General features: G+C 74.6%; 23 protein-coding genes. 7 read left to right on the plus strand and 16 right to left on the minus strand.

Features of this window, described 5'->3' with window-relative positions:
* Positions 1-64 precede the first annotated feature (64 nt).
* Complete coding sequence (locus ABTZ99_RS36970; RefSeq protein ID WP_498778594.1) at positions 65-478, minus strand: VOC family protein; 414 nt, start codon at positions 476-478, stop codon at positions 65-67.
* Positions 479-572: 94 nt separating this feature from the next.
* Here ABTZ99_RS36970 and ABTZ99_RS36975 point away from each other — a divergent pair, with 94 nt between their 5' ends.
* The gene (locus ABTZ99_RS36975; RefSeq protein ID WP_499617845.1) at positions 573-1,517 is read left to right on the plus strand and encodes a helix-turn-helix transcriptional regulator; all 945 of its coding nucleotides are present in this window, start codon (positions 573-575) and stop codon (positions 1,515-1,517) included.
* 110 nt (positions 1,518-1,627) lie between these two features.
* On the opposite strand, the gene ABTZ99_RS36980 is transcribed toward ABTZ99_RS36975, so the two are convergent.
* Positions 1,628-2,095 (minus strand): MarR family winged helix-turn-helix transcriptional regulator, encoded by a 468-nt coding sequence (locus ABTZ99_RS36980; protein WP_499617846.1) that lies wholly within the window; start codon positions 2,093-2,095, stop codon positions 1,628-1,630.
* A 43-nt stretch (positions 2,096-2,138) separates the two neighbouring features.
* Between ABTZ99_RS36980 and pip the strand changes: the two genes are divergently transcribed.
* Positions 2,139-3,083 (plus strand): prolyl aminopeptidase, encoded by a 945-nt coding sequence (pip, locus tag ABTZ99_RS36985; protein WP_499617847.1) that lies wholly within the window; start codon positions 2,139-2,141, stop codon positions 3,081-3,083.
* A gap of 208 nt (positions 3,084-3,291) precedes the next feature.
* A complete protein-coding gene (locus ABTZ99_RS36990; protein ID WP_498778598.1) occupies positions 3,292-3,768 on the plus strand; it encodes a hypothetical protein in 477 nt (158 codons plus the stop codon).
* 18 nt (positions 3,769-3,786) lie between these two features.
* Here ABTZ99_RS36990 and ABTZ99_RS36995 read toward each other — a convergent pair whose 3' ends face one another.
* Genes ABTZ99_RS36995 through ABTZ99_RS37010 form a run of 4 tightly spaced genes read right to left on the minus strand, consistent with a single transcriptional unit; the run spans position 3,787 to position 6,007 of the window.
* Positions 3,787-4,407, minus strand: coding sequence for a class I SAM-dependent methyltransferase (locus ABTZ99_RS36995; protein ID WP_498778599.1), 621 nt, complete (start codon positions 4,405-4,407; stop codon positions 3,787-3,789).
* A complete protein-coding gene (locus ABTZ99_RS37000; protein WP_498778600.1) occupies positions 4,404-4,550 on the minus strand; it encodes a hypothetical protein in 147 nt (48 codons plus the stop codon). The genes ABTZ99_RS36995 and ABTZ99_RS37000 overlap by 4 nt, the downstream gene beginning before the upstream one ends.
* A gap of 57 nt (positions 4,551-4,607) precedes the next feature.
* A complete protein-coding gene (locus ABTZ99_RS37005; RefSeq protein ID WP_499617848.1) occupies positions 4,608-5,321 on the minus strand; it encodes an SDR family oxidoreductase in 714 nt (237 codons plus the stop codon).
* A complete protein-coding gene (locus ABTZ99_RS37010) occupies positions 5,309-6,007 on the minus strand; it encodes an alpha/beta fold hydrolase (RefSeq protein ID WP_498778602.1) in 699 nt (232 codons plus the stop codon). Before ABTZ99_RS37010 ends, ABTZ99_RS37005 begins: the two co-directional genes overlap by 13 nt.
* A gap of 143 nt (positions 6,008-6,150) precedes the next feature.
* Here ABTZ99_RS37010 and ABTZ99_RS37015 point away from each other — a divergent pair, with 143 nt between their 5' ends.
* Positions 6,151-7,038 carry a ferredoxin family protein gene (locus ABTZ99_RS37015; protein ID WP_499617849.1) on the plus strand — a complete coding sequence of 296 codons (888 nt, stop codon included), beginning with the start codon at positions 6,151-6,153 and terminating at the stop codon, positions 7,036-7,038.
* Here the strand turns inward: ABTZ99_RS37015 and ABTZ99_RS37020 are convergent.
* Positions 6,943-7,617, minus strand: coding sequence for a TetR/AcrR family transcriptional regulator (locus tag ABTZ99_RS37020; RefSeq protein WP_498778604.1), 675 nt, complete (start codon positions 7,615-7,617; stop codon positions 6,943-6,945). The genes ABTZ99_RS37015 and ABTZ99_RS37020 overlap by 96 nt on opposite strands.
* A 198-nt stretch (positions 7,618-7,815) precedes the next feature.
* On the opposite strand from ABTZ99_RS37020, the gene ABTZ99_RS37025 reads away from it, so the two are divergent.
* The gene (locus tag ABTZ99_RS37025; RefSeq protein ID WP_498778605.1) at positions 7,816-8,328 is read left to right on the plus strand and encodes a CGNR zinc finger domain-containing protein; all 513 of its coding nucleotides are present in this window, start codon (positions 7,816-7,818) and stop codon (positions 8,326-8,328) included.
* Between the two features lie 67 nt (positions 8,329-8,395).
* Here ABTZ99_RS37025 and ABTZ99_RS37030 read toward each other — a convergent pair whose 3' ends face one another.
* Positions 8,396-9,280 carry a pentapeptide repeat-containing protein gene (locus ABTZ99_RS37030; RefSeq protein ID WP_498778606.1) on the minus strand — a complete coding sequence of 295 codons (885 nt, stop codon included), beginning with the start codon at positions 9,278-9,280 and terminating at the stop codon, positions 8,396-8,398.
* Positions 9,281-9,380: 100 nt separating this feature from the next.
* Here ABTZ99_RS37030 and ABTZ99_RS37035 point away from each other — a divergent pair, with 100 nt between their 5' ends.
* Together ABTZ99_RS37035 and ABTZ99_RS37040 are read left to right on the plus strand one after the other, a co-directional pair.
* Positions 9,381-9,755 (plus strand): DUF1707 SHOCT-like domain-containing protein, encoded by a 375-nt coding sequence (locus ABTZ99_RS37035; RefSeq protein ID WP_499617850.1) that lies wholly within the window; start codon positions 9,381-9,383, stop codon positions 9,753-9,755.
* 36 nt (positions 9,756-9,791) lie between these two features.
* On the plus strand, positions 9,792-11,171 hold the full coding sequence (locus tag ABTZ99_RS37040) for an amidase family protein (protein ID WP_499617851.1): 1,380 nt from the start codon (positions 9,792-9,794) through the stop codon (positions 11,169-11,171).
* A 55-nt stretch (positions 11,172-11,226) separates the two neighbouring features.
* Here the strand turns inward: ABTZ99_RS37040 and ABTZ99_RS37045 are convergent, their stop codons facing one another.
* From ABTZ99_RS37045 to ABTZ99_RS37080, 8 genes are all read right to left on the minus strand, one after another.
* On the minus strand, positions 11,227-12,192 hold the full coding sequence (locus tag ABTZ99_RS37045; RefSeq protein WP_499617852.1) for a hypothetical protein: 966 nt from the start codon (positions 12,190-12,192) through the stop codon (positions 11,227-11,229).
* Between the two features lie 145 nt (positions 12,193-12,337).
* Positions 12,338-13,549 carry an SPFH domain-containing protein gene (locus ABTZ99_RS37050; protein WP_498778610.1) on the minus strand — a complete coding sequence of 404 codons (1,212 nt, stop codon included), beginning with the start codon at positions 13,547-13,549 and terminating at the stop codon, positions 12,338-12,340.
* 16 nt (positions 13,550-13,565) lie between these two features.
* Entirely contained in the window at positions 13,566-13,991 is a 426-nt protein-coding gene (locus ABTZ99_RS37055) for an NfeD family protein (protein ID WP_498778611.1), read from the minus strand.
* Positions 13,992-14,031: 40 nt separating this feature from the next.
* Positions 14,032-14,838 (minus strand): DUF3097 domain-containing protein, encoded by an 807-nt coding sequence (locus ABTZ99_RS37060; protein ID WP_498778612.1) that lies wholly within the window; start codon positions 14,836-14,838, stop codon positions 14,032-14,034.
* A gap of 11 nt (positions 14,839-14,849) precedes the next feature.
* On the minus strand, positions 14,850-15,611 hold the full coding sequence (locus tag ABTZ99_RS37065) for an aminoglycoside phosphotransferase family protein (RefSeq protein ID WP_498778613.1): 762 nt from the start codon (positions 15,609-15,611) through the stop codon (positions 14,850-14,852).
* Positions 15,612-16,085 (minus strand): GNAT family N-acetyltransferase, encoded by a 474-nt coding sequence (locus ABTZ99_RS37070; protein WP_498778614.1) that lies wholly within the window; start codon positions 16,083-16,085, stop codon positions 15,612-15,614.
* Between the two features lie 110 nt (positions 16,086-16,195).
* Complete coding sequence (locus ABTZ99_RS37075; protein WP_499617854.1) at positions 16,196-16,990, minus strand: SCO1664 family protein; 795 nt, start codon at positions 16,988-16,990, stop codon at positions 16,196-16,198.
* Positions 16,991-16,998: 8 nt separating this feature from the next.
* A complete protein-coding gene (locus tag ABTZ99_RS37080; protein ID WP_230567929.1) occupies positions 16,999-17,565 on the minus strand; it encodes a DUF3090 domain-containing protein in 567 nt (188 codons plus the stop codon).
* Between the last annotated feature and the right edge of the window lie 338 nt (positions 17,566-17,903).

The raw sequence follows: 17,903 nt of genomic DNA on the forward strand, positions 1-17,903 counted from the left end.
CTGGGAAGGAGCGGACTGTATCGGGTTCGCGGAACCGATACAGCCCCCTGGCTTCGGTGTCGGTTCAGGCGGTTCGGGTGGTGGTCAGGCGGTCGAGGATGTCGTGGTAGTGGGCGTTGGCCATGATGCCGAGGACGTTGCCGAAGGGGTCGACGACGCTGGCGGTGACGTAGCCCTCGCCGCGGACCTTGGGTGCGTCGTGGGGTGTGGCGCCGAGTTCGGTGAGGCGGTCGAGGGTGGCGTGGAGGTCGTCGACGGCCCAGTAGGTGATGGCGCCGGCGGGGCCGGTGTGGGTGTCGTGGGGTGCGTAGTCGCTCTTGACGATGCCGAACTCGTGTTCGTAGTCGCCGATGCGGAACTCGACGTAGCCGCCGGGGACGGTGAAGTAGGGCTCGATGCCGAAGAGTCGGGTGTACCAGGTGGCGGCGGCGTCGAGGTCGTCGGCGAAGAAGCTGGTGGTGGTGAGTCCGCGGAGCATGGTGGTTCCTGTTCGGTCGGTGGTTGTCGCTTGTCCCCTACTTTGGCGGTCAAAGTGCTCACGGAGTGAGCACTTTGTGGGCGAGACTGGGTTCATGCGTGCGGACCGGTTGGTGGCCGTCCTGTTGTTGATGCAGGCGCGGGGGCAGGTGACGGCGGCGGAGTTGGCGGGTGAGTTGGAGGTGTCGGTGGCGACGGCGCGTCGGGACCTGGAGGCGTTGTCGTCGGCGGGTGTGCCGGTGTACCCGCAGCCGGGGCGTGGTGGTGGTTGGCGGTTGGTGGGGCGTGCGCGGACGGACCTGAGCGGGTTGACGTCGTCGGAGGCGCGGGCGTTGTTCTTGTTGGTGGGGCCTGCGGCGTCGGGGTCGCCTGAGGTGCGGGCGGCGTTGCGGAAGTTGGTGCGGGCGTTGCCGGAGACGTTCCGGGAGGGTGCTCGGGCGGCGGCGGACGCGGTGGTGGTGGATGCGGCGGGGTGGGGTGGTGTGGGTCGGGAGCGGCCGGGGTTGGTGGGTGTGTTGCAGGAGGCGGTGGTGGGGCGTCGGCGGGTGGTGTTGGTGTACGAGGGGCGTGGGCGGGTGCGGTCGGAGCGGGTGGTGGAGCCGTGGGGGTTGGTGGACAAGGACGAGGTTTGGTACTTGGTGGCGGGCACGGGTGGGGGTGAGCGGACGTTCCGGGTGGATCGGGTGGTGTCGGCGCGGGTGACGGACGAGGTGTTCGTGCGGCCGGAGGGGTTCGACTTGACGGTGGCGTGGGAGCGGGTGGTGTCGGAGGTGGAGCGGCGGCGGTCGTCGGTGTCGGCGGTGGTGTCGGTGGAGTCGCGGTTCGCGCACGTGTTGCGTGATCAGTTCGGGAGGCACTGCGAGGTGGTGGAGGAGGTGGGTGGTCGGGTGCGGTTGCGGTTGTCGGCCACTACTGCGCTGATGATCGCGCAGGTGTTGGCGGGGTGGGGTGCGTTGGTGGAGGTGGTGGAGTCGGCGCCGGTGCGGGCGGAGTTGGCGCGGTTGGGTGCGGAGTTGGTGGCGGGGAACGCGGTGCGGTGAGGCCGCTTCCCGGCTTCCGCGCCGACTGCGTCTGCTCTGCTCTGCACTGCGCTCCGACGCCGTGGTCGCGGTGGGCGTCGATGTGGCCGGCGGAGTCGGTGACGAGGGTTTCACATCCGGTCGTGGATGCGGTCCCTCATCGGCTTCTCCCCCAGTGCCCGCAGGGCGGCGGCGACGAGGTCGGTGAGCGGGTAGGGCAGGTCGGCGTCGAGGTCGCGGGCGGCGGCGGTGGTGGCGTGCCACTCGGCGTCGAGGGTGGGGAGGATGGCGCGGGCGTGGTCGGTGAGGTGGACGATGCGCCTGCGGGCGTCGTCGCCGGGGTGGAGGTCGACGAGGCCGTCGCGACGCATCTGGTTCACGGTCTGGCTGATGGCGGAGTGGGTGACGCCGATGGTGTCGGCGAGGTCGCGGATGGACAGCGGTCCCCTGGCGTGGACGAGGCGGATGACCGGGGTGTAGCGGGGGCGGAAGCCCGGTAGGCCGAGGTCGGTGTAGACGCGGGCGACGTCGCCTTCGAGGAGGTCGAGCAGGTGGCGGAGGCGGGTGCCGAGGTAGTCGCCGGCGGGTGCGTGGTCCACCCGCCTAATGTAACAGCACTGTTGTATTTGTGAGGAGGGGTGGATGTACCCGGAGATCGAGCCGTACGAGCACGGGATGTTGGACGTCGGCGACGGCAACCTCGTGTACTGGGAGGTGTGCGGCAACCCGGAGGGCAAGCCGGTGGTGTGCCTGCACGGCGGTCCGGGCACGGGCTGCTCCCCCGGCATGCGCCGGCAGTTCGACCCGGAGGCGTACCGGATCGTGCTGCTGGACCAGCGCGGCAGCGGGCGCAGCCGGCCGCACGCGAGCGAGTACGCGACGGATCTGTCGGTGAACACGACGGCGCACCTGGTGGCCGACATCGAGCGGTTGCGCGAGCACCTGGGCGTCGAGCGGTGGATGGTGTTCGGCGGGTCGTGGGGGTCGACGCTGGGCCTGCGGTACGCGCAGCTGTTCCCGGAGCGGGTGACGGACATCGTGCTGGTCGCGATCACCTCGGGCCGGCACGCCGAGCTGGACTGGCTCTACCACGGGCTGGGCATGTTGTTCCCGGAGCAGTGGTCGAGGTTCCGCGACGACGCGGGCGAGGGCGCCGTGGACCTGGTGGCGGCCTACCACGCGTTGTTGAACGACCCGGATCCGGCGGTGCGGGAGAAGGCGGCGACGGACTGGACGGACTGGGAGTCCTCGATCGTGTCGCTGGACCCGGACTACCGGCCGGGGCCGCGGATGGCGGATCCGGCGTGGCGGATGGCGTTCGCGCGGCTGTGCGCGCACTACTTCAGCCACAAGGTCTGGTTGGAGGACGGGCAGGTGTTGCGGGACGTGGAGCGGTTGCACGGCATCCCGGCGATCCTGGTGCACGGTCGGCTGGACCTGCAGGGTCCGTTGTGGACGGCGTGGGAGCTGGCGCGGACGTGGCCGGACGCGGAGCTGGTGGTGGTGCAGGGCGCGTCGCACGCGGTGTCTGATCCGGGGATGGCGGACGCGGTGCTGGCCGCGACGGACCGGTTCGCGCGGCGCTGAGCGCCTTTGTCGTCGACGGTCGGGTGGCCGCCGATCCGGGTCCGCCATCCCGGACGGGCGGGCGTGGTTGCGCGCCCGCCCGTCCGGATCTCCCGCGACGACTCGACGAGGTCGGTTATATTCCGGCCGTGTCACGACTTTCGCGAGGTACCGCGCTCCCCCGGGCCACGTCGTGACGGGCGGTGGCTTACCGGAGGCCGAAGGTCCGGTGAACCGTCCGACGGGCTGGTTCGAGCAGCCGCTCTGGACGGTGCTCGGGCTCCTGGTCGTGTGCGCCGGTCCCGTGATCCTGCTGGCCGGTCTCGGCGGGTACGTCCCGGACGACGACCGGACGGCCGTCGTGGTGACCGGTCTGGTCTGGACGCCTCTGACCGTGCTCGTCCTGCTGGTGGCCGTCGTGGGCACCGCGCGGGACCTGCGGGTGTGGCGTGAGCTGGACGCGGCCGGCGTGCGGGTCGTGGGCGAGGTGACGTCCGCGGAGCGGGTGTGGTGCGGCGAGGACGAGCGCTGCACGAGGATCCGGATGCTGGTCTCCGTGCCGGGCCGGTCGCCGTTCACCACGAGCCACCTCGTCGCCGGGGAGGAGGTCGTCGAGGTCGGGACGGGCATCCCGGTCGACGTGCACCCGACCCGCGACCTGTTCCGCCTGGTCCCCGACCCGGCCACGGGTCGCGCGTCCCGGTAGGGCTGCGGTCGGTCTCCGCTAGGGGCGCCAGACGTTGGTCGTCCTGACCGCGACGCCTTCCAGGTGTGGTGGCACCGGCACCGGGAGGGCGTCGACCAGCGTCCAGCCGCGCGGCATGAAGGACCGCTGCGGGTCCCCCACCAGCACCAGGACGCCGCGGTGGTGCGCGGCCAGCAGGAACGGCTCGACGCGGGCGGCCATGTCCCGGTCGTAGAAGACGTCGCCGGCCAGCAGCACGTCGACGTCGGGTTCGGTGTCGAGCAGGTCGCCGGCGGCGATGGTGACGGTGACGTCGTTGGCGCGGGCGTTGAGGCCGATCGCCGCCACCGCGACCGGGTCGATGTCGTTGGCCGTGACCAGGCCGCCCGCGCGGGCCGCGGCGACCGCCACCAGCCCGGAGCCCGACGCGAGGTCCAGCACCCGGCGACCCGCCACCAGGTCGGGGTGGTCGAGCACGTGTCGGGCGAGCGCCTGGCCGCCCGCCCACGGGAACGCCCAGAACGGCGGTTCGGGCGAGCCGGTGCGTTCCCACAGCGCCGTCACGTCGTCCGCGGTGCGCAGCACGATGTCCGGGGCCACGGGCACGGGGCGCGCGCTCGTCACCGAGCGGACGAAGTCCTCCACCGGTCCGGTGATCACCGGACCGACGCCCGCCCCGCCGCAGCCGACGCCGGTGTCAGCGCCCGGCCGCGCTCGTGCACCGCGGCGTCCCCGGCCGTGCCGCGCGCCGGTCCGCCGGGGCGTTCACGGCGATCGGAGGGGGCCAGCGGCCGTCGCACCATGCGGTGACAGTAGTACCGGCGTCACCGCCACGGCCGCGGGCCGGTGCCGACGGGCGCTCACAGCCCTCCGGCGACCCGCAGCACCGCGCCGGTCGTGAACGACGCCGCCCCGCTCAACAGCCAGGCGACCGCCTCCGCGATCTCCTCCGGCTCGCCGGGTCGGCCCAACGGGATGGCCGACGCCACCCGGTCGGGTCGGTCGGGCACGCCGGACAGCTCGTGGATCGCGGTGCGGACCGTGCCCGCCGCCACCGCGTTCACCCGGATCCCCCGCGGACCCAGCTCCTTGGCCAACCCCACGGTCATGGCGTCCACCGCCGCCTTGCTCGCCGCGTAGTGCACGTACTCGCCCGGTGAGCCCAGCGTGGCGGCGGCCGAGGACAGCGACACGATCGACCCGCCCGCCACCAGGTCCCGCGCCGCCCGCCGCGCGCACAGCAGCGCGCCCACGACGTTGACGTCGATCACCCGGCGCAGGTCCTCGGGCCGCAGCTGCGCCAGCGGGCCCACCGGGCTGGTGATCCCGGCGTTGACGACCACGCCCGTCACCTGGCCCAGCTCCGCGGCGGCGTCGAACAGGGCGTCCACGTCGGCCTCGTCGGACACCTCCGCCCGCACCGCGACGCCGCCCACCTCCCGTGCCAGGGCCTCGGCCTGCGCCGTCGCGGCCCGGTAGCCGATCACGACCCGGTGCCCGTCGGCGGCCACCCGCCGCACCACCGCCGCGCCGATGCCCCGGCTGCCGCCCGTCACCACGATCAGGCCAGCCACGCCGTCACCTCCGCGTCCACCACGTCCTGCGCGGTCACCAGCATGTGCGCCAGCCCCGGCACGTCCACCAGGCGCGCGCCGGGCACGGCCGCGCACAATTGGGCCTGCACCGGCCGGAACGCCGGGTACTCCTGCGCGCCCCGCACCACCAGCAGCGGCACGTCCAGCGCGGTGGCCCGGTCGAGCACGTCCAGCGGCTCGACCGCGGCGCGCGAGGCGTCCGTCCAGGTGTAGGAGTCGAGGGCGCCCACGTCGATGGACGCCTGCACCACCGCCTGCACCCGCACCGCGGGGTTCACCACCGCCACCCGCCGCACCGGCACGACGCGCCGCAGGGCGGTGGTCAGCGCGACGTGCCCGCCCGCCGAACCGCCGACCAGGTCGACCGGCCCGTCGTCGCACCCGAGCTCGGCGCGTGCCGCCGCGACCAGCGCGGGCATCGCGGCCACCGCCGACTCCACCATCGCCGCGTAGCCGTCGACCACCTGGTCCGGGCCCTCGCCCCACGGCGGCAGCGCCGCGTACAGGCGCCACGCGTCCACCCCGGTCAGCGGCAGCGCCTCGGCCATGGCCTCCGGTGTGCCCGGCTCGCCCAGCAGGTGCCACACGACCACCAACCGCCGGCCGGTCCGCGCCGGCGGCACCGCCAGGAAGCGCACGCCCGCCGCCTCACCCGTGATCACCATGACCCCGAACCTACGTCCCGACGGGCCCGGACGGCGTCCACCCCTCGCGAACACGGCACACGCACAGCAACCACGAGCTTCCCGAACGCGTGAACCCGCACCCCGGTGTCACTCGAACGGCCGCGCCAGGGCACCCTGAAGGCGTGACCGAGCCGCGTTGCGCCGCGATCTCCGCGGACCTCGAGGAACCCCAGGCGGGCACCGCCGCGACCGCCGCCGCCTGGATCTGCCTCGAACAGCCCGGGCCCTGGGGACGCGACGCGCTCACCCAGAGCCGCCTCGACCCCGCGCTCGGCGCCGAACTGGCCCGCCGCGCCGCCGACACGGGTGTGCGGGTCCTGCTGATCCGCCGTCCCGGCCGCCACGCCGACACCCACCACGACGCGCCGCGGCGCGTCTACCTCGCCGCCACCACCCCCGGCCGGCCGTGGCTGGAGCGGACCGACGTCGCCGACCCGGCGGCCCTGCTCGACGTCGACTTCGCCGCCCTCGCCGCGGGCGAACCCGCCGGGTTCGGCACGCCCGTCACGGGGCCGCTGCTGCTCGTGTGCGCCAACAGCCGCCGCGACGTGTGCTGCGCCCTGCGCGGGCGGCCCCTCGCCGAAGCCCTCGCCGCGACCCGGCCCGACGCCGTCTGGGAGTGCACCCACACCGGTGGTCACCGCTTCGCGCCCACCGGCGTGCTGCTGCCCACCGGCTACACCTACGGCCGCCTCGACACCGAGTTCGCCGCCCGGCTGCTCGACCACGCCGCCCGCGGCCACGTCGTCACCGACCGCTGCCGGGGCCGCTCCACCCACCCGCCGCACGGCCAGGTCGCCGAACTCGCGGTCCGCGACCTCACCGGCGAGGACCGCGACGTGCTCACCGTGCGCGGCGACACCGTCCACCACGTCGACGGCAGCGCCTGGCAGGTCACCGTCGCCGGGCGCGACCTACCGGCCGCCCGGCCCGCGAGCTGCGGCGCGGCCCCCACCCCGGCCACCGGGCTCGTCGCCACCGCCGTGCGACGGCTCGTCCCCGTCGCCTGACCGTCCCGGCACCGCCGCGCGGAACAGGCCCAGCCCCACCGCGTGGGGGTCGTCCAGGCCCACCGCCGCCAACGCGTCCGCGGGCAACGCCAGCAGGGACACCGCCACGCCGAGGAAGTAGGCGTCCAGCAGGCCCGCGTCCCGCGCCGTGCTCGGCAGGCCCGCCGCCGCGTGCAGCCCCGCGCCGGCCTGCGCGTTCGACACGGCCATCCGGCCCAACGCCGCGCGCACACCCGGCCGGCGCACCGCCTCCAGGTACAGCTCGACCATCGCCAACAGCTGCGTCGGGTCCTCCACCACGGCGCGCCGCAGCAACGCCGGGTACAGCTGCGCCACCTCCGCCGGCGAGATCCCGGCCGGCGTCGTCTCCCGCAACCGCCGCACCGCCGCCGCGTGCAACGCGGTCATCCGCGCCGCCGCCGCGCCCAGCAACGCGTCGCGCGACGGGAAGTAGTTCTTCGTGGTGCCCTCCGGCACACCCGCCGCCCGGTCCACCGCGCGGTGCGTCAGGCCGCGGCCGCCCTCCGCCGCCAGCACCGAGATCGCACAGTCGCACAGCAGGTCCCGACGGCTCGTCACGGTGACGGGACACTAGTCGATCGAGGTCGGCCCGCCGTCGCCACCACCCGCCCCGCCTCCAGCACCAACCACACCCCGCACACGCACCGCACGTAGTCCACCGCGCCGTGGGACGAGACCGGATACACGCGCTCGGCGCTGGGCCACCCGCAACAAGGGCATCTGGTGTTCACCCGACCAGCGTGGTGTCATGGTTCAGTGCATTTCAACCCTTACGGCGGGGCGGCGGCCGAACTCGCCGCCGCCCTGGTCAACGCCGACCCCCGCAGCACCGCCGACGAGCTGCTCGACCTGCTGCGCGAGCACGGCTACAAACCCCTCGGCGCCCTCGACGACCACCAGGCCCGCGAGCTCACCGCCTGGGCCGCCCGCCTCGCACCCGTCTTCGACCACACCCCCGACCAGATCGCCCTCGTCAACGACCTGCTCGCCGAAGCCGCCGCCAAGCCCTACATCTCCACCCACGACGGCAGGCGGCCCCACCTGCACTTCGCGCCCGAACACGCGCCCACGCCGCAGCGGCTGCGCGCCTTCACCGCCGCCGGCCTCGCCCACGTCGTCTGCGACGACCCCGGCCGCCTCGGCCGCTGCGCACGGCCCGGCTGCGCCACCGTCTACGTCGACACCTCCCGCAACGGCCGCCGCCGCTTCTGCACCACCCGCTGCGCCAACCGCGTCCACGTCGCCGACCACCGCACCCGCACCGCCTGACCCACCCCCGCGGCCACGCTCCCGCACAAGCACCCGACCACGCCCGGCGCGGGTCCCCGCCGGTCGGTCAGTGCATGACGCGGCGGCCGAAGCGGGCGTTGCCGAACTCCGCCGCCTCGCCGATCAACGCCGACCCCACGTCCGTGCGACCACGGAACCACGCGTGCCGGAACCACGCGTCCTGGTGGAACACCACGTCGCCGAACAACGCCCGCCCGCCGAACCGCACGTGCCGGAAATCCGCCCGGCCCGACACCTCGGCCCGCCGCAGGTCCGCCCGACCCGACACCTTCGCCCGCGCGAACACCAACTGGTCGGCCACCTGCGCCGACCGCAACGACACGTTCCCCGCGAACACCGCCAACCCGAACGACGCCGACCGCGCGAACAACGCGTCGGTGAACACCGCGTGCCGCAGGAACCGGGCGCCCGCGAAGTTCGCGTCACCCGTCACCGTCATCGCCTCGAACCGCGCGTCGCCCAGGAACACCGCGCCCATCAGGTCCACCCGGTTCACCCGGCACCCCGACAGGTCGAAGTCCACCAGGATCGCCCCCGGCGCCACCACGTCCATCCCCGGCCAGAAGTCCGCGCCCGGCCGCAGGTGCGACACCAGCTCCCGCTGCACCGCCGTGCGCCACGGCGCGTCCAACCCCAGGCTCACCCCGCCGCGCAACGCCGCCAGCCACGACGTCACCACCGCCTGCCGCCGCCGCGGCGCCTGCCGGCCGATCTCGGCCAGCAGCAACAACCCCTCCTCCTCACCGGCCCGGAACAACCGGTTCGCCTCACGCCACACCGACACCGGGGCCTGGGCCGCACCCGCCTCCGGCCCCACCCGCCGCCGCGCGTGCTCGTCCAACAACGTCTCCGAACGCGACGCGCGCACATGACGCACGCCAATCCAGACGATGACCACGGCCACCGCCAACGGCATCAGCCACGACGACATACCCCCGATCATGCCCGTCCCGCCTACGTCCACGGACGTACTTCCCGTCACCGCTTCGTGCCCGACGCCGAGACACGCGCCCGAGCGGAGCATCGACGGCATGGAACCGACCCACAGCCCGGCCCCGCGCGCCTCCGACGCCGACCGCGAACGCACCGCCGCGCGGCTGCGCGACGCCGTCGGCGACGGCCGCCTCACCCTCGCCGAAGCCGACGAACGCATCGCCGCCGCCTACACCGCCGTCCACCACCACGAGCTCGCCACCCTCACCGCCGACCTGCCCGAGCCGCCGCCACCGCCCGCCCCGCCCGCACGGCACCGGCCGCCCCTGCTGCCGATCGCGCTGCTCGTCCTCGCCGTCGCCTGGATCGCCTCGCCCCTGCCGTTCCCGTGGCCGCTGCTGCTCATCGCCCTGCTCGTGCACCGCGGCCTGCGGCACCGCCGGCGGCGCGACCCGATCACCCCGGCGGCCTGATCCACCCGCACCCGCTCCTGCCCTAGAGTCCGCCCCATGGACCTGACCGACGCGTGCTTCGCGGGCGCCGCCCGACAGGCCGAGCTGCTGCGATCGGGCGCGTTCACCTCGCGCGCCCTCGTCGCCGAATGCCTGCGCCGCATCGACCGGCACGACCGGAGCCTCAACGCGTTCCGGCTCGTGCTCACCGACCGCGCCCTCGCCGACGCCGAGCACGCCGACGCCCGCCTCGCCCGCGGCGAGCACGCGCCCCTGCTCGGCGTGCCCGTCGCGGTCAAGGAAGACCTCGCCATCGCCGGACTGCCCACCACCAAGGGCACCGCCGCGGTCGACACCACCGCGCCCGCCGACGCCGAGATCGTCCGCCGCCTGCGCGAGGCCGGCGCCGTGGTCGTCGGCCGCACCCGCATGCCCGAACTCGGCCTGTGGCCGTACACCGAGTCCACCTGGGCCGGCGCCACCCGCAACCCCTGGTCGCCCGACCACTCGCCCGGCGGGTCCAGCGGCGGGTCGGCCGCCGCCGTCGCCGCGGGCCTCGTCGGCGCCGCCGTCGGCACCGACGGCGCGGGCTCCGTCCGCATCCCCGCGGCCTGCACCGGCCTGTTCGGCCTCAAACCGCAACGCGGCCACGTGCCGCTGACCCCCGACCGCGACGTCTGGGGCGGCCTGGTCGCCGCCGGACCCATCACCCGCCACGTCGCCGACGCCGCCCTGCTCCTGGACGTCCTGGCGCCCGGCGGCGACCACGCCGCCGCCGTCACCGCCACCCGGACCCTGCGCATCGCCGTGTCCCTGCGCACCTGGGGACGCGGCATCCCCGTCGACCCCGAAGTCCGCGACGCCGTCCTCGACACCGCGGGCCTGCTCGCCGACCTCGGCCACGACGTCACCCGCGTCGACCCCGACAACCTGCACGACGTCGCCGGACCCGCCGTGCTCGCCGCCCGCTACCTGCACAGCGCCGCCACCACCGAACAGGCCCTGGACCGACCCGACCGGCTCGACGCCCGCACCCGCGCCGTCGCCGCCCTCGGCCGCTCCCTGCCCGCGCCCGCCGTGCGCGCCGCCCTCGCCCAGACCGCGAAGCTCACCGACCACGCCAACCGGCTCTTCGACCACCACGACCTGCTGCTCACCCCCGTGCTCACCCGGCCGCCCCTGCGCGTGGGCGAGTGGAACCGCCGACCCACCCTCGCCGCGCTGCTCGCCGCCGCCCGCATGACCACGTTCCTGCCCCTGTGGAACATCACCGGCAACCCCGCCGCGGCCGTCCCCGCCGGCCACACCCGCACCGGCCTGCCCCTGGCCGTGCAGCTCGTCGCCACCACCGACGACGACCGCACCATCCTCACCGCCGCCGGCCAACTCGAACGCGCCCGCCCCTGGACCGACCGCCGCCCACCCGCCTACCCCTGACCCGCGCGCGTGTCCGACGCTCCGGAACCCCGAGTCGAACGCGCGGGACGCGCCGCTACCGCTCCCGCCGCGCCAGCTCCGACCGCCACCGCCGCAACCACTCCGGCACCGGGCCGCCCGCCACCGCGTCCACCTCGCCCTGCACCACCCGCCGCAGCACGTCGTCCGGCCCCTCGGCCAGGCGTCCCAGCACCTCCTCGCGCACCGCGGGCCAGTCACCCGACGACGACGCCACCGACCGCAGCCGCACGTAGGCCTCCCACACCGGATGCGCCAGGAACGCCCGCCGCCGCAGGTCCACCGCCCGCTGCAGCCACCCCGCGCGCAGGCACTCGTCCACGCCCAGGTCCACCAACGGGGTCGCCGCGCCACGCCCGCCCGTCGCCGCCAGACCCCGCTCCACCCACGCCACCGCCTCCGCCGACCGGCCCGCGTCCCGCAGCACCGTCGCCACCCGCAGGTAGTGCCAGCCCGACGACAGGTCCCGCGACAGCACCAGCACCTGCAGGTCCACGTCACCGGTGTGCTCGGCCAACTCCTCCATCACCCGCAGCAACGCCCACCGCTCCCGGTCGTACCGGCCGGTCTCCCCGAACCCGATCACCGGCAGTCGCTCGAACCGCGCCACCGCCTCCGCCCGGTAGGACGCCAGCCCGTCCTCGCCCAACGCCGACGCGTACGCCGCCAACCGCACCTCCGGCGGTTCGGCGAACCCCGTCTGCACCCACAACAGCCACGCCGCCAACTCACCACCGTCCACCGACGGCCCGGCCGCGCACGCCACCGCGTGCAGGTCCAACACCCGATCCACCAACCCGGCCAACGCCGCCCGATGCTCGCCGCCCTGCGCGGCCCGCACCAGCACCTCGGCCAACTCCCGCGCCACCACCGCCGCGCCCGGCCCGCCCCGTACCAGGGCCGACAGCTCCGCCACCACCGCCGCCAACTCGTCCCACCGCGCCGACCACGGGACGTCGACACGGGCCAGCGCGGCCGCCGCACGACCGGGTAAAGCGTCCACCGCGACATCCAACCGCACCCCGACCGGCCCGACGAGACCCGCTCGGACGCCCTTCCGCCCGCCGGACCCGCCCCGACCACGCGAAAGGGGCGCCGGCGACCACCGCCGACGCCCCACCACTGCGTCCAAGATCACTGACCGGTGCTCACTCCTGCAGCGGACGCGGCTCCCCGGCCCCGACCTCGCGCGCCGCCGGCGACGACCCCAACGTGCCGCGCTCCGCCCCGCGCTCCACCGACGCCTGCTCCAACGGGCCCGGCACCTCCTTGCGCGCCACGGCCTCCGCCGCGCGCACCGCCTCCGCCACCGCCGGGTCCGGAGCCGTGTCGAACCACTCCGCGACCGACGCGTCGTCCTGCTCCGGCGCCGAGCTCACCGGCTGCTCGTAGGCGGGCGGCTCGTAGCGGAACACGCCGTCCTCGCCCGGCGCGCCCAGCATCTTCGCGAAACCCTCCAGCGCCTTGCCGTAGTCCGACGGCACCAGCCACACCTTGTTCGCGTCGCCCTGCGCCATCTGCGGCAACGTCTGCAGGTACTGGTAGGCCAGCACCTCCGGCGTCGGCTTGCCCGCCTTGATCGCCGCGAACACCTTCTCGATCGCCTTCGCCTGACCCTGCGCCTGCAGGTACCGGGCCGCCCGCTCACCCTGCGCCCGCAGGATCGCCGACTGCCGCTCCGCCTCCGCGCCCAGGATCGCCGCCTGCTTCGCGCCCTCCGCCGAGAGGATCTGCGCCTGCTTCTGGCCCTCCGCGGACTTGATCGCCGCCTCCCGCTGGCCCTCGGCGTTGAGGATCATCGCGCGCTTCTCCCGGTCCGCGCGCATCTGCTTCTCCATCGAGTCGCGGATCGAGGGCGGCGGGTCGACCGCCTTCAGCTCCACCCGCGCCACCCGGATGCCCCACCGGCCCGTCGCCTCGTCCAACACCCCGCGCAGCTGGTTGTTGATCTGGTCACGGGAGGTCAGCGTCTCCTCCAGGCTCATCCCGCCCACCAGGTTGCGCAGCGTCGTGGTCGCCAACTGCTCCACACCCACGATGTAGTTCGAGATCTCGTACACCGCCGCCCGCGGATCGGTCACCTGGAAGTAGACGACCGTGTCGATCGACACCGTCAGGTTGTCCCGGGTGATCACCGGCTGCGGCGGGAACGACACCACCTGCTCGCGCAGGTCGATCCGGGCCCGCACCCGGTCGAAGAACGGCACCAGGATGTTCAACCCCGGCGCGGCGGTCGTGCGGTAGCGGCCCAGCCGCTCGATCACCGCGGCCGTGGCCTGCGGGATCACCAGCACCGACTTCACCGTGACTATCAGGACGAACAGCACCAGGACCGCGATGACGATCAGCGTGGTGGTCAACTCTCCCCGCCTCCACTCAGGCCCCGGACAGCACCACTGCGGTCGCGCCCGAGATCTCGACAACAGTGACTTCGGCGCCGGGCTCGATGACCTCGTGGTCCAACGACCGCGCCGACCACACCTCGCCGCCGATCCGCACCCTACCGCCGTGGCCGTCCACAGTGGACACGACGACGGCCGTGCTGCCCACCAGGGCCTCCACGCCCGACCGGTGGCCCTGGCCCAACGCCATCCGGCGCTTGATCGCGGGCCGCGCGCCCGCCACCAGCCCCAGCGACACCAGGCCGAACACGATCGCGCTGAGCACCACGTCCGCGCCCAACGCCGACGCGCCCGCCGCGCCGAACGCGGCCAGACCCAGCATGACCAGCACGAAGTCGCCCGAGAGGATCTCGGCCGCCACCAGGACGACACCGAGGATCAACCAGATCAGCGCGGCCACCCACCCATCCTCGCACTATCCGCGACCGAGGGTGGGGGTTTCAGTCCTGCGGCTCGGTCACGAAGTCGATCAGCCGCTCCACCGCGCCGATCAACGGCGTCTCCAGGTCCCGGAACCCCGACACCCCCGCCAACACCCGACGCCACCCCTCATGGGGCTCGCCCCAGCCGAGCGCGGCGCACACACCCTCCTTCCACGGCACGCCCCGCGGCACCACCGGCCACGCCGCGATCCCCACCGACGCCGGCTTCACCGCCTGCCACACGTCCACGTACGGGTGACCGGTGACCAGGACGTCCTCGTCCCGGATCGCCGAGACCAGCCGCGACTCCTTGCTGCCCGCCACCAGGTGGTCCACCAGCACGCCCAGCCGCCGCCCCGGGCCCGTGCCGAACTCCGCGATCCGGCCGGCCAGCTCGTCCACCCCGTCCAGCGGCTCGACCACGACGCCCTCCACGCGCAGGTCGTGCCCCCACACCCGCTCCACCAGCTCCGCGTCGTGCAGGCCCTCCACCCAGATCCGGCTGTCCCGGGCCGTGCGGGCCCGCAGCCCCTCGACCTTCACCGAGCCCGACGCCGTGCGCGCGGGAGCGGCCGCCTCGGGCGCGGGCCGCACGAGCGTCACCGGCTGCCCGTCCACCAGGAACCCCGCCGGGCGCAGCGGGAACAGCCGGTGCCGCCCCCGCCGGTCCTCCAGCACCACCTGGCCGTGCTCGAACCGCACCACCGCGCCGCAGAACCCCGACGCCGGGTCCTCCGCCACCAGCCCGACCTCGGCCACCACCTCGGGCACCGTCCTGCGCTTGCGGCCCGACAGCACGTCGCGGCCGTAGTCGTGTGATCGCACGGCCGGCGACGTTACCGGCCCCCGGCCACCGACGGGTGCCCGGGGAAGAACCCGGCGAACACCTCGCACCACGCCGCCAACCGGTCCCCGTCCACCACCGCCGACCAGCGCTCGATCCCGTCGCGCAGGTCGGGAGAGGCGTAGGCGAAGTCCACCGCGTCCACCGCCGGGTCGCCCACGCACGGCCGCGGGTCGATCGCCACCAACCCGCGCTCGCCCGCGTCCAGGACGTTGCCGAAGTGCAGGTCGCCGTGCAGCAACGTCGCCGCCACCCGGTCACGGGCCAGCGCCGCCGCCTTCGCGTGCGCCGCGTCGTGGTCGCCGGGGTGCCGCCGGCGCAGCACACCGAAGATGAAGTCCACCCGCTCGTGCAACGGCGGGAACCCCTCCGGCGGCGCGACGTGCAGCGCCCGCAGCACCTCGGCCAACCCCGGACCGTCCGCGGCGGGCGTGCCCGGCACCAGCCCTTCCAGCAGCAACGCGCCCCGCGCCGGATCCGCCCGCAGCACCCGCACCATCCGCGGCGACGGCTCCCACGCCCGCAGCGCCGCGTGCTCCTGCACCGAGATCGCCGGCTCCGGCGTCACCTTCAACACCACCGGCTCACCGCCGCGCGTGCACAGCAGCGCGTGCGACGTGCCGCCGGAGAACGACCGCACCACCTCCAGGCCCCAGTCCCGGCACAACCCCGCCACCAGCGCGTCCAGCCCGTCCAGCCACGACCGCACCCCCGGCCCGAAGCGCCGCGTCATCCGGTCCTCCAACGACGCCATTCAGCCGTCCAACCTCAGGATGAACTCCTCCACGTCCTCACCACGCCCCTCCGCGAACCCCACGTCCTCGCCGACCGGCACGAACCCGCACTTCTCCAACACCCGCAGCGACCCCACGTTGTCCACCGCCGCCCGCGCGTACAGCGGGCGCAGCGGCTCCTCCCGCAGGAACCGCTGCAACGCCGCCGTCGCCAACCCCTTGCCCCAGTGCTCGCGGTCGATCCAGCACGTCACCTCGGGCCCACCGAACCGGGTGAACCGCCCCACGTGGCCCACCACGTCGCCGTCGAACACCACCGTCCGCGCCGCCACCGAGTCGTCGGCCAGGATCCGCGCCCACCGCACCAGGAACGCCGCCCGGTCCGACGGGTCCGACGGGGTGAACGCGGCCATCCGGACCGCCTCCGGATCGCGCTGGTGCTCGAAGAACAGCAACACGTCGGCAGCGGTCACCTCGCGCAGTTCGACGTCCACGCGGCAAGTAGACAACACGCACCCGCGACGCCAGAAGGTTCCCCGCCCGGATCCGCCCGCCGGCGTCCGCGCCGGTCAGGACCCGGGCCCGGCGGGCACGCGCGGCCCGGTCAGAACGCGGGCCAGGGGATCGCCGGCCACTCGTCGGACGGCTTCGGGAACACCCCCGCCGCCAGCAGCTTCTCCACCCGCTCGGTCAACGCGCGCACCTCCGCGCGCGTCAGGTGCTCGTGCAGCCGCTGCGACAGCTCCCCGTCCAGGCACGACCGCAGCCGCCGCAGCGACTCCACCGCCTCCCCGGGCAGCTCCTCGCCCAACCACCCCCACAGCACCGTGCGCAGCTTGGCGTCGCCGTGCAGGCAGATCCCGTGGTCCACCCCGTACACCGCGCCGTCGAGCGCGTGCAGCACGTGACCGCCCTTGCGGTCGGCGTTGTTCACCACCACGTCGAACGCCGCCATCAACCGCACCCGCGGGTGGTCGGCGTGCACCAGCACCGCCGGCTCCCCGTACCGGTCGTGCGCCCGCAGCACCGAACGCCACCCCGGCCGCACCTCGTCCACCGGCACGATGTCCACCAGGTCGTCGTCCTCGCGGGTCTCCACCCACAACTGGACCATGCCCGACCCGAACGGACCCTCCCGCAGCACCGTCGGCGGCACCACGTGCACACCGGCCGCCTCCGACACCAGGTACGTGGCCACCTCGCGGCCCGCCAGCGTGCCGTCGGGGAAGTCCCACAACGGCCGCTCGCCGCGCACCGGCTTGTACACGCACTGCGCGGTCACGCCGTCGAGGCTGATCCTGCAGAACAGCGTCGCGTTCGACGCGTCCACCAGCCGGCCCTCGACGTCGATGCGGCCACGCCGCAGCAAGTCGAGCACCCCGTCGTCCGCCGGACCCACCGCCGCGCTCAGCCCTCGTCCGAACGGCGGTAGCCGTTCTGCCGCGGGCACACGTGCCCCTCCGGGTCCAGCGGCTCCGCGCACAGCGGGCACGGCTTGCGGCCCGCCCGCACCACCCGGTCGGCGCGCTCGGCGAACGCCCGCGCCTCCACCGGGCTCAGGAACACCCGCACCGCGTCCGGACCCTCCTCGGTGTCGTCGAGCACCACCGCCTCGTCGACCTCCTCCTCGGTGATCGCGAGCAGTTCGATGACCACCGCGCGGGACTCGGCGTCCCAGCCCAGCCCCATCGTGCCGACCTTGAACTCCTCCTCGACCGGCACCGCCAGCGGTTCGGTGTCCCGGAGGTCCTCGGGGACCGCGTCGGGGACGTCGGCGCCGAACCGCCGGTGCACCTCCTCCAGCAGCGAGCCGATGCGCTCGGCGAGTACGGCGACCTGTTGCTTCTCCAGCGCCACGCTGACCAGCCGGGCCTCCTCGGAGGCCTGCAGGTAGAACGTGCGCTCGCCAGGCTGCCCGACTGTGCCGGCGACGAACCGGTCGGGCTGGCGGAATACGTGGATGACGCGTGCCATGACAACGACGACCCTAGGCCACGCGAGCAAGATCGGCAGCCCTGCCCCTTGCTTTTCCACGACCGGCGAACACGACCGCCGGCCGGTCGGCGCCGCGCACCCGGATAAGGTCGCCGGGTGGTGAAGATCGCACCGTACGGAACGTGGACATCGCCCATCGCCGCGGCCGACGCCGCCGCGGCCGGCGGGGGCCTGCAGTGGGTCGACCTGCACGACGGTCGTCCCTGGTGGGCCGAGGGACGACCCGCCGAGGGCGGCCGCGGGGGGGGGGGGGGGGCGGGGCGGGGCCCCGGTGCCCCCCCCCCGGGAGGGACGCGACCCCGACACCACAGAAGCGC

It is taken from the genome of Actinosynnema sp. NPDC002837 (genome assembly GCF_040295345.1).
GTDB lineage: Bacteria > Actinomycetota > Actinomycetes > Mycobacteriales > Pseudonocardiaceae > Actinosynnema.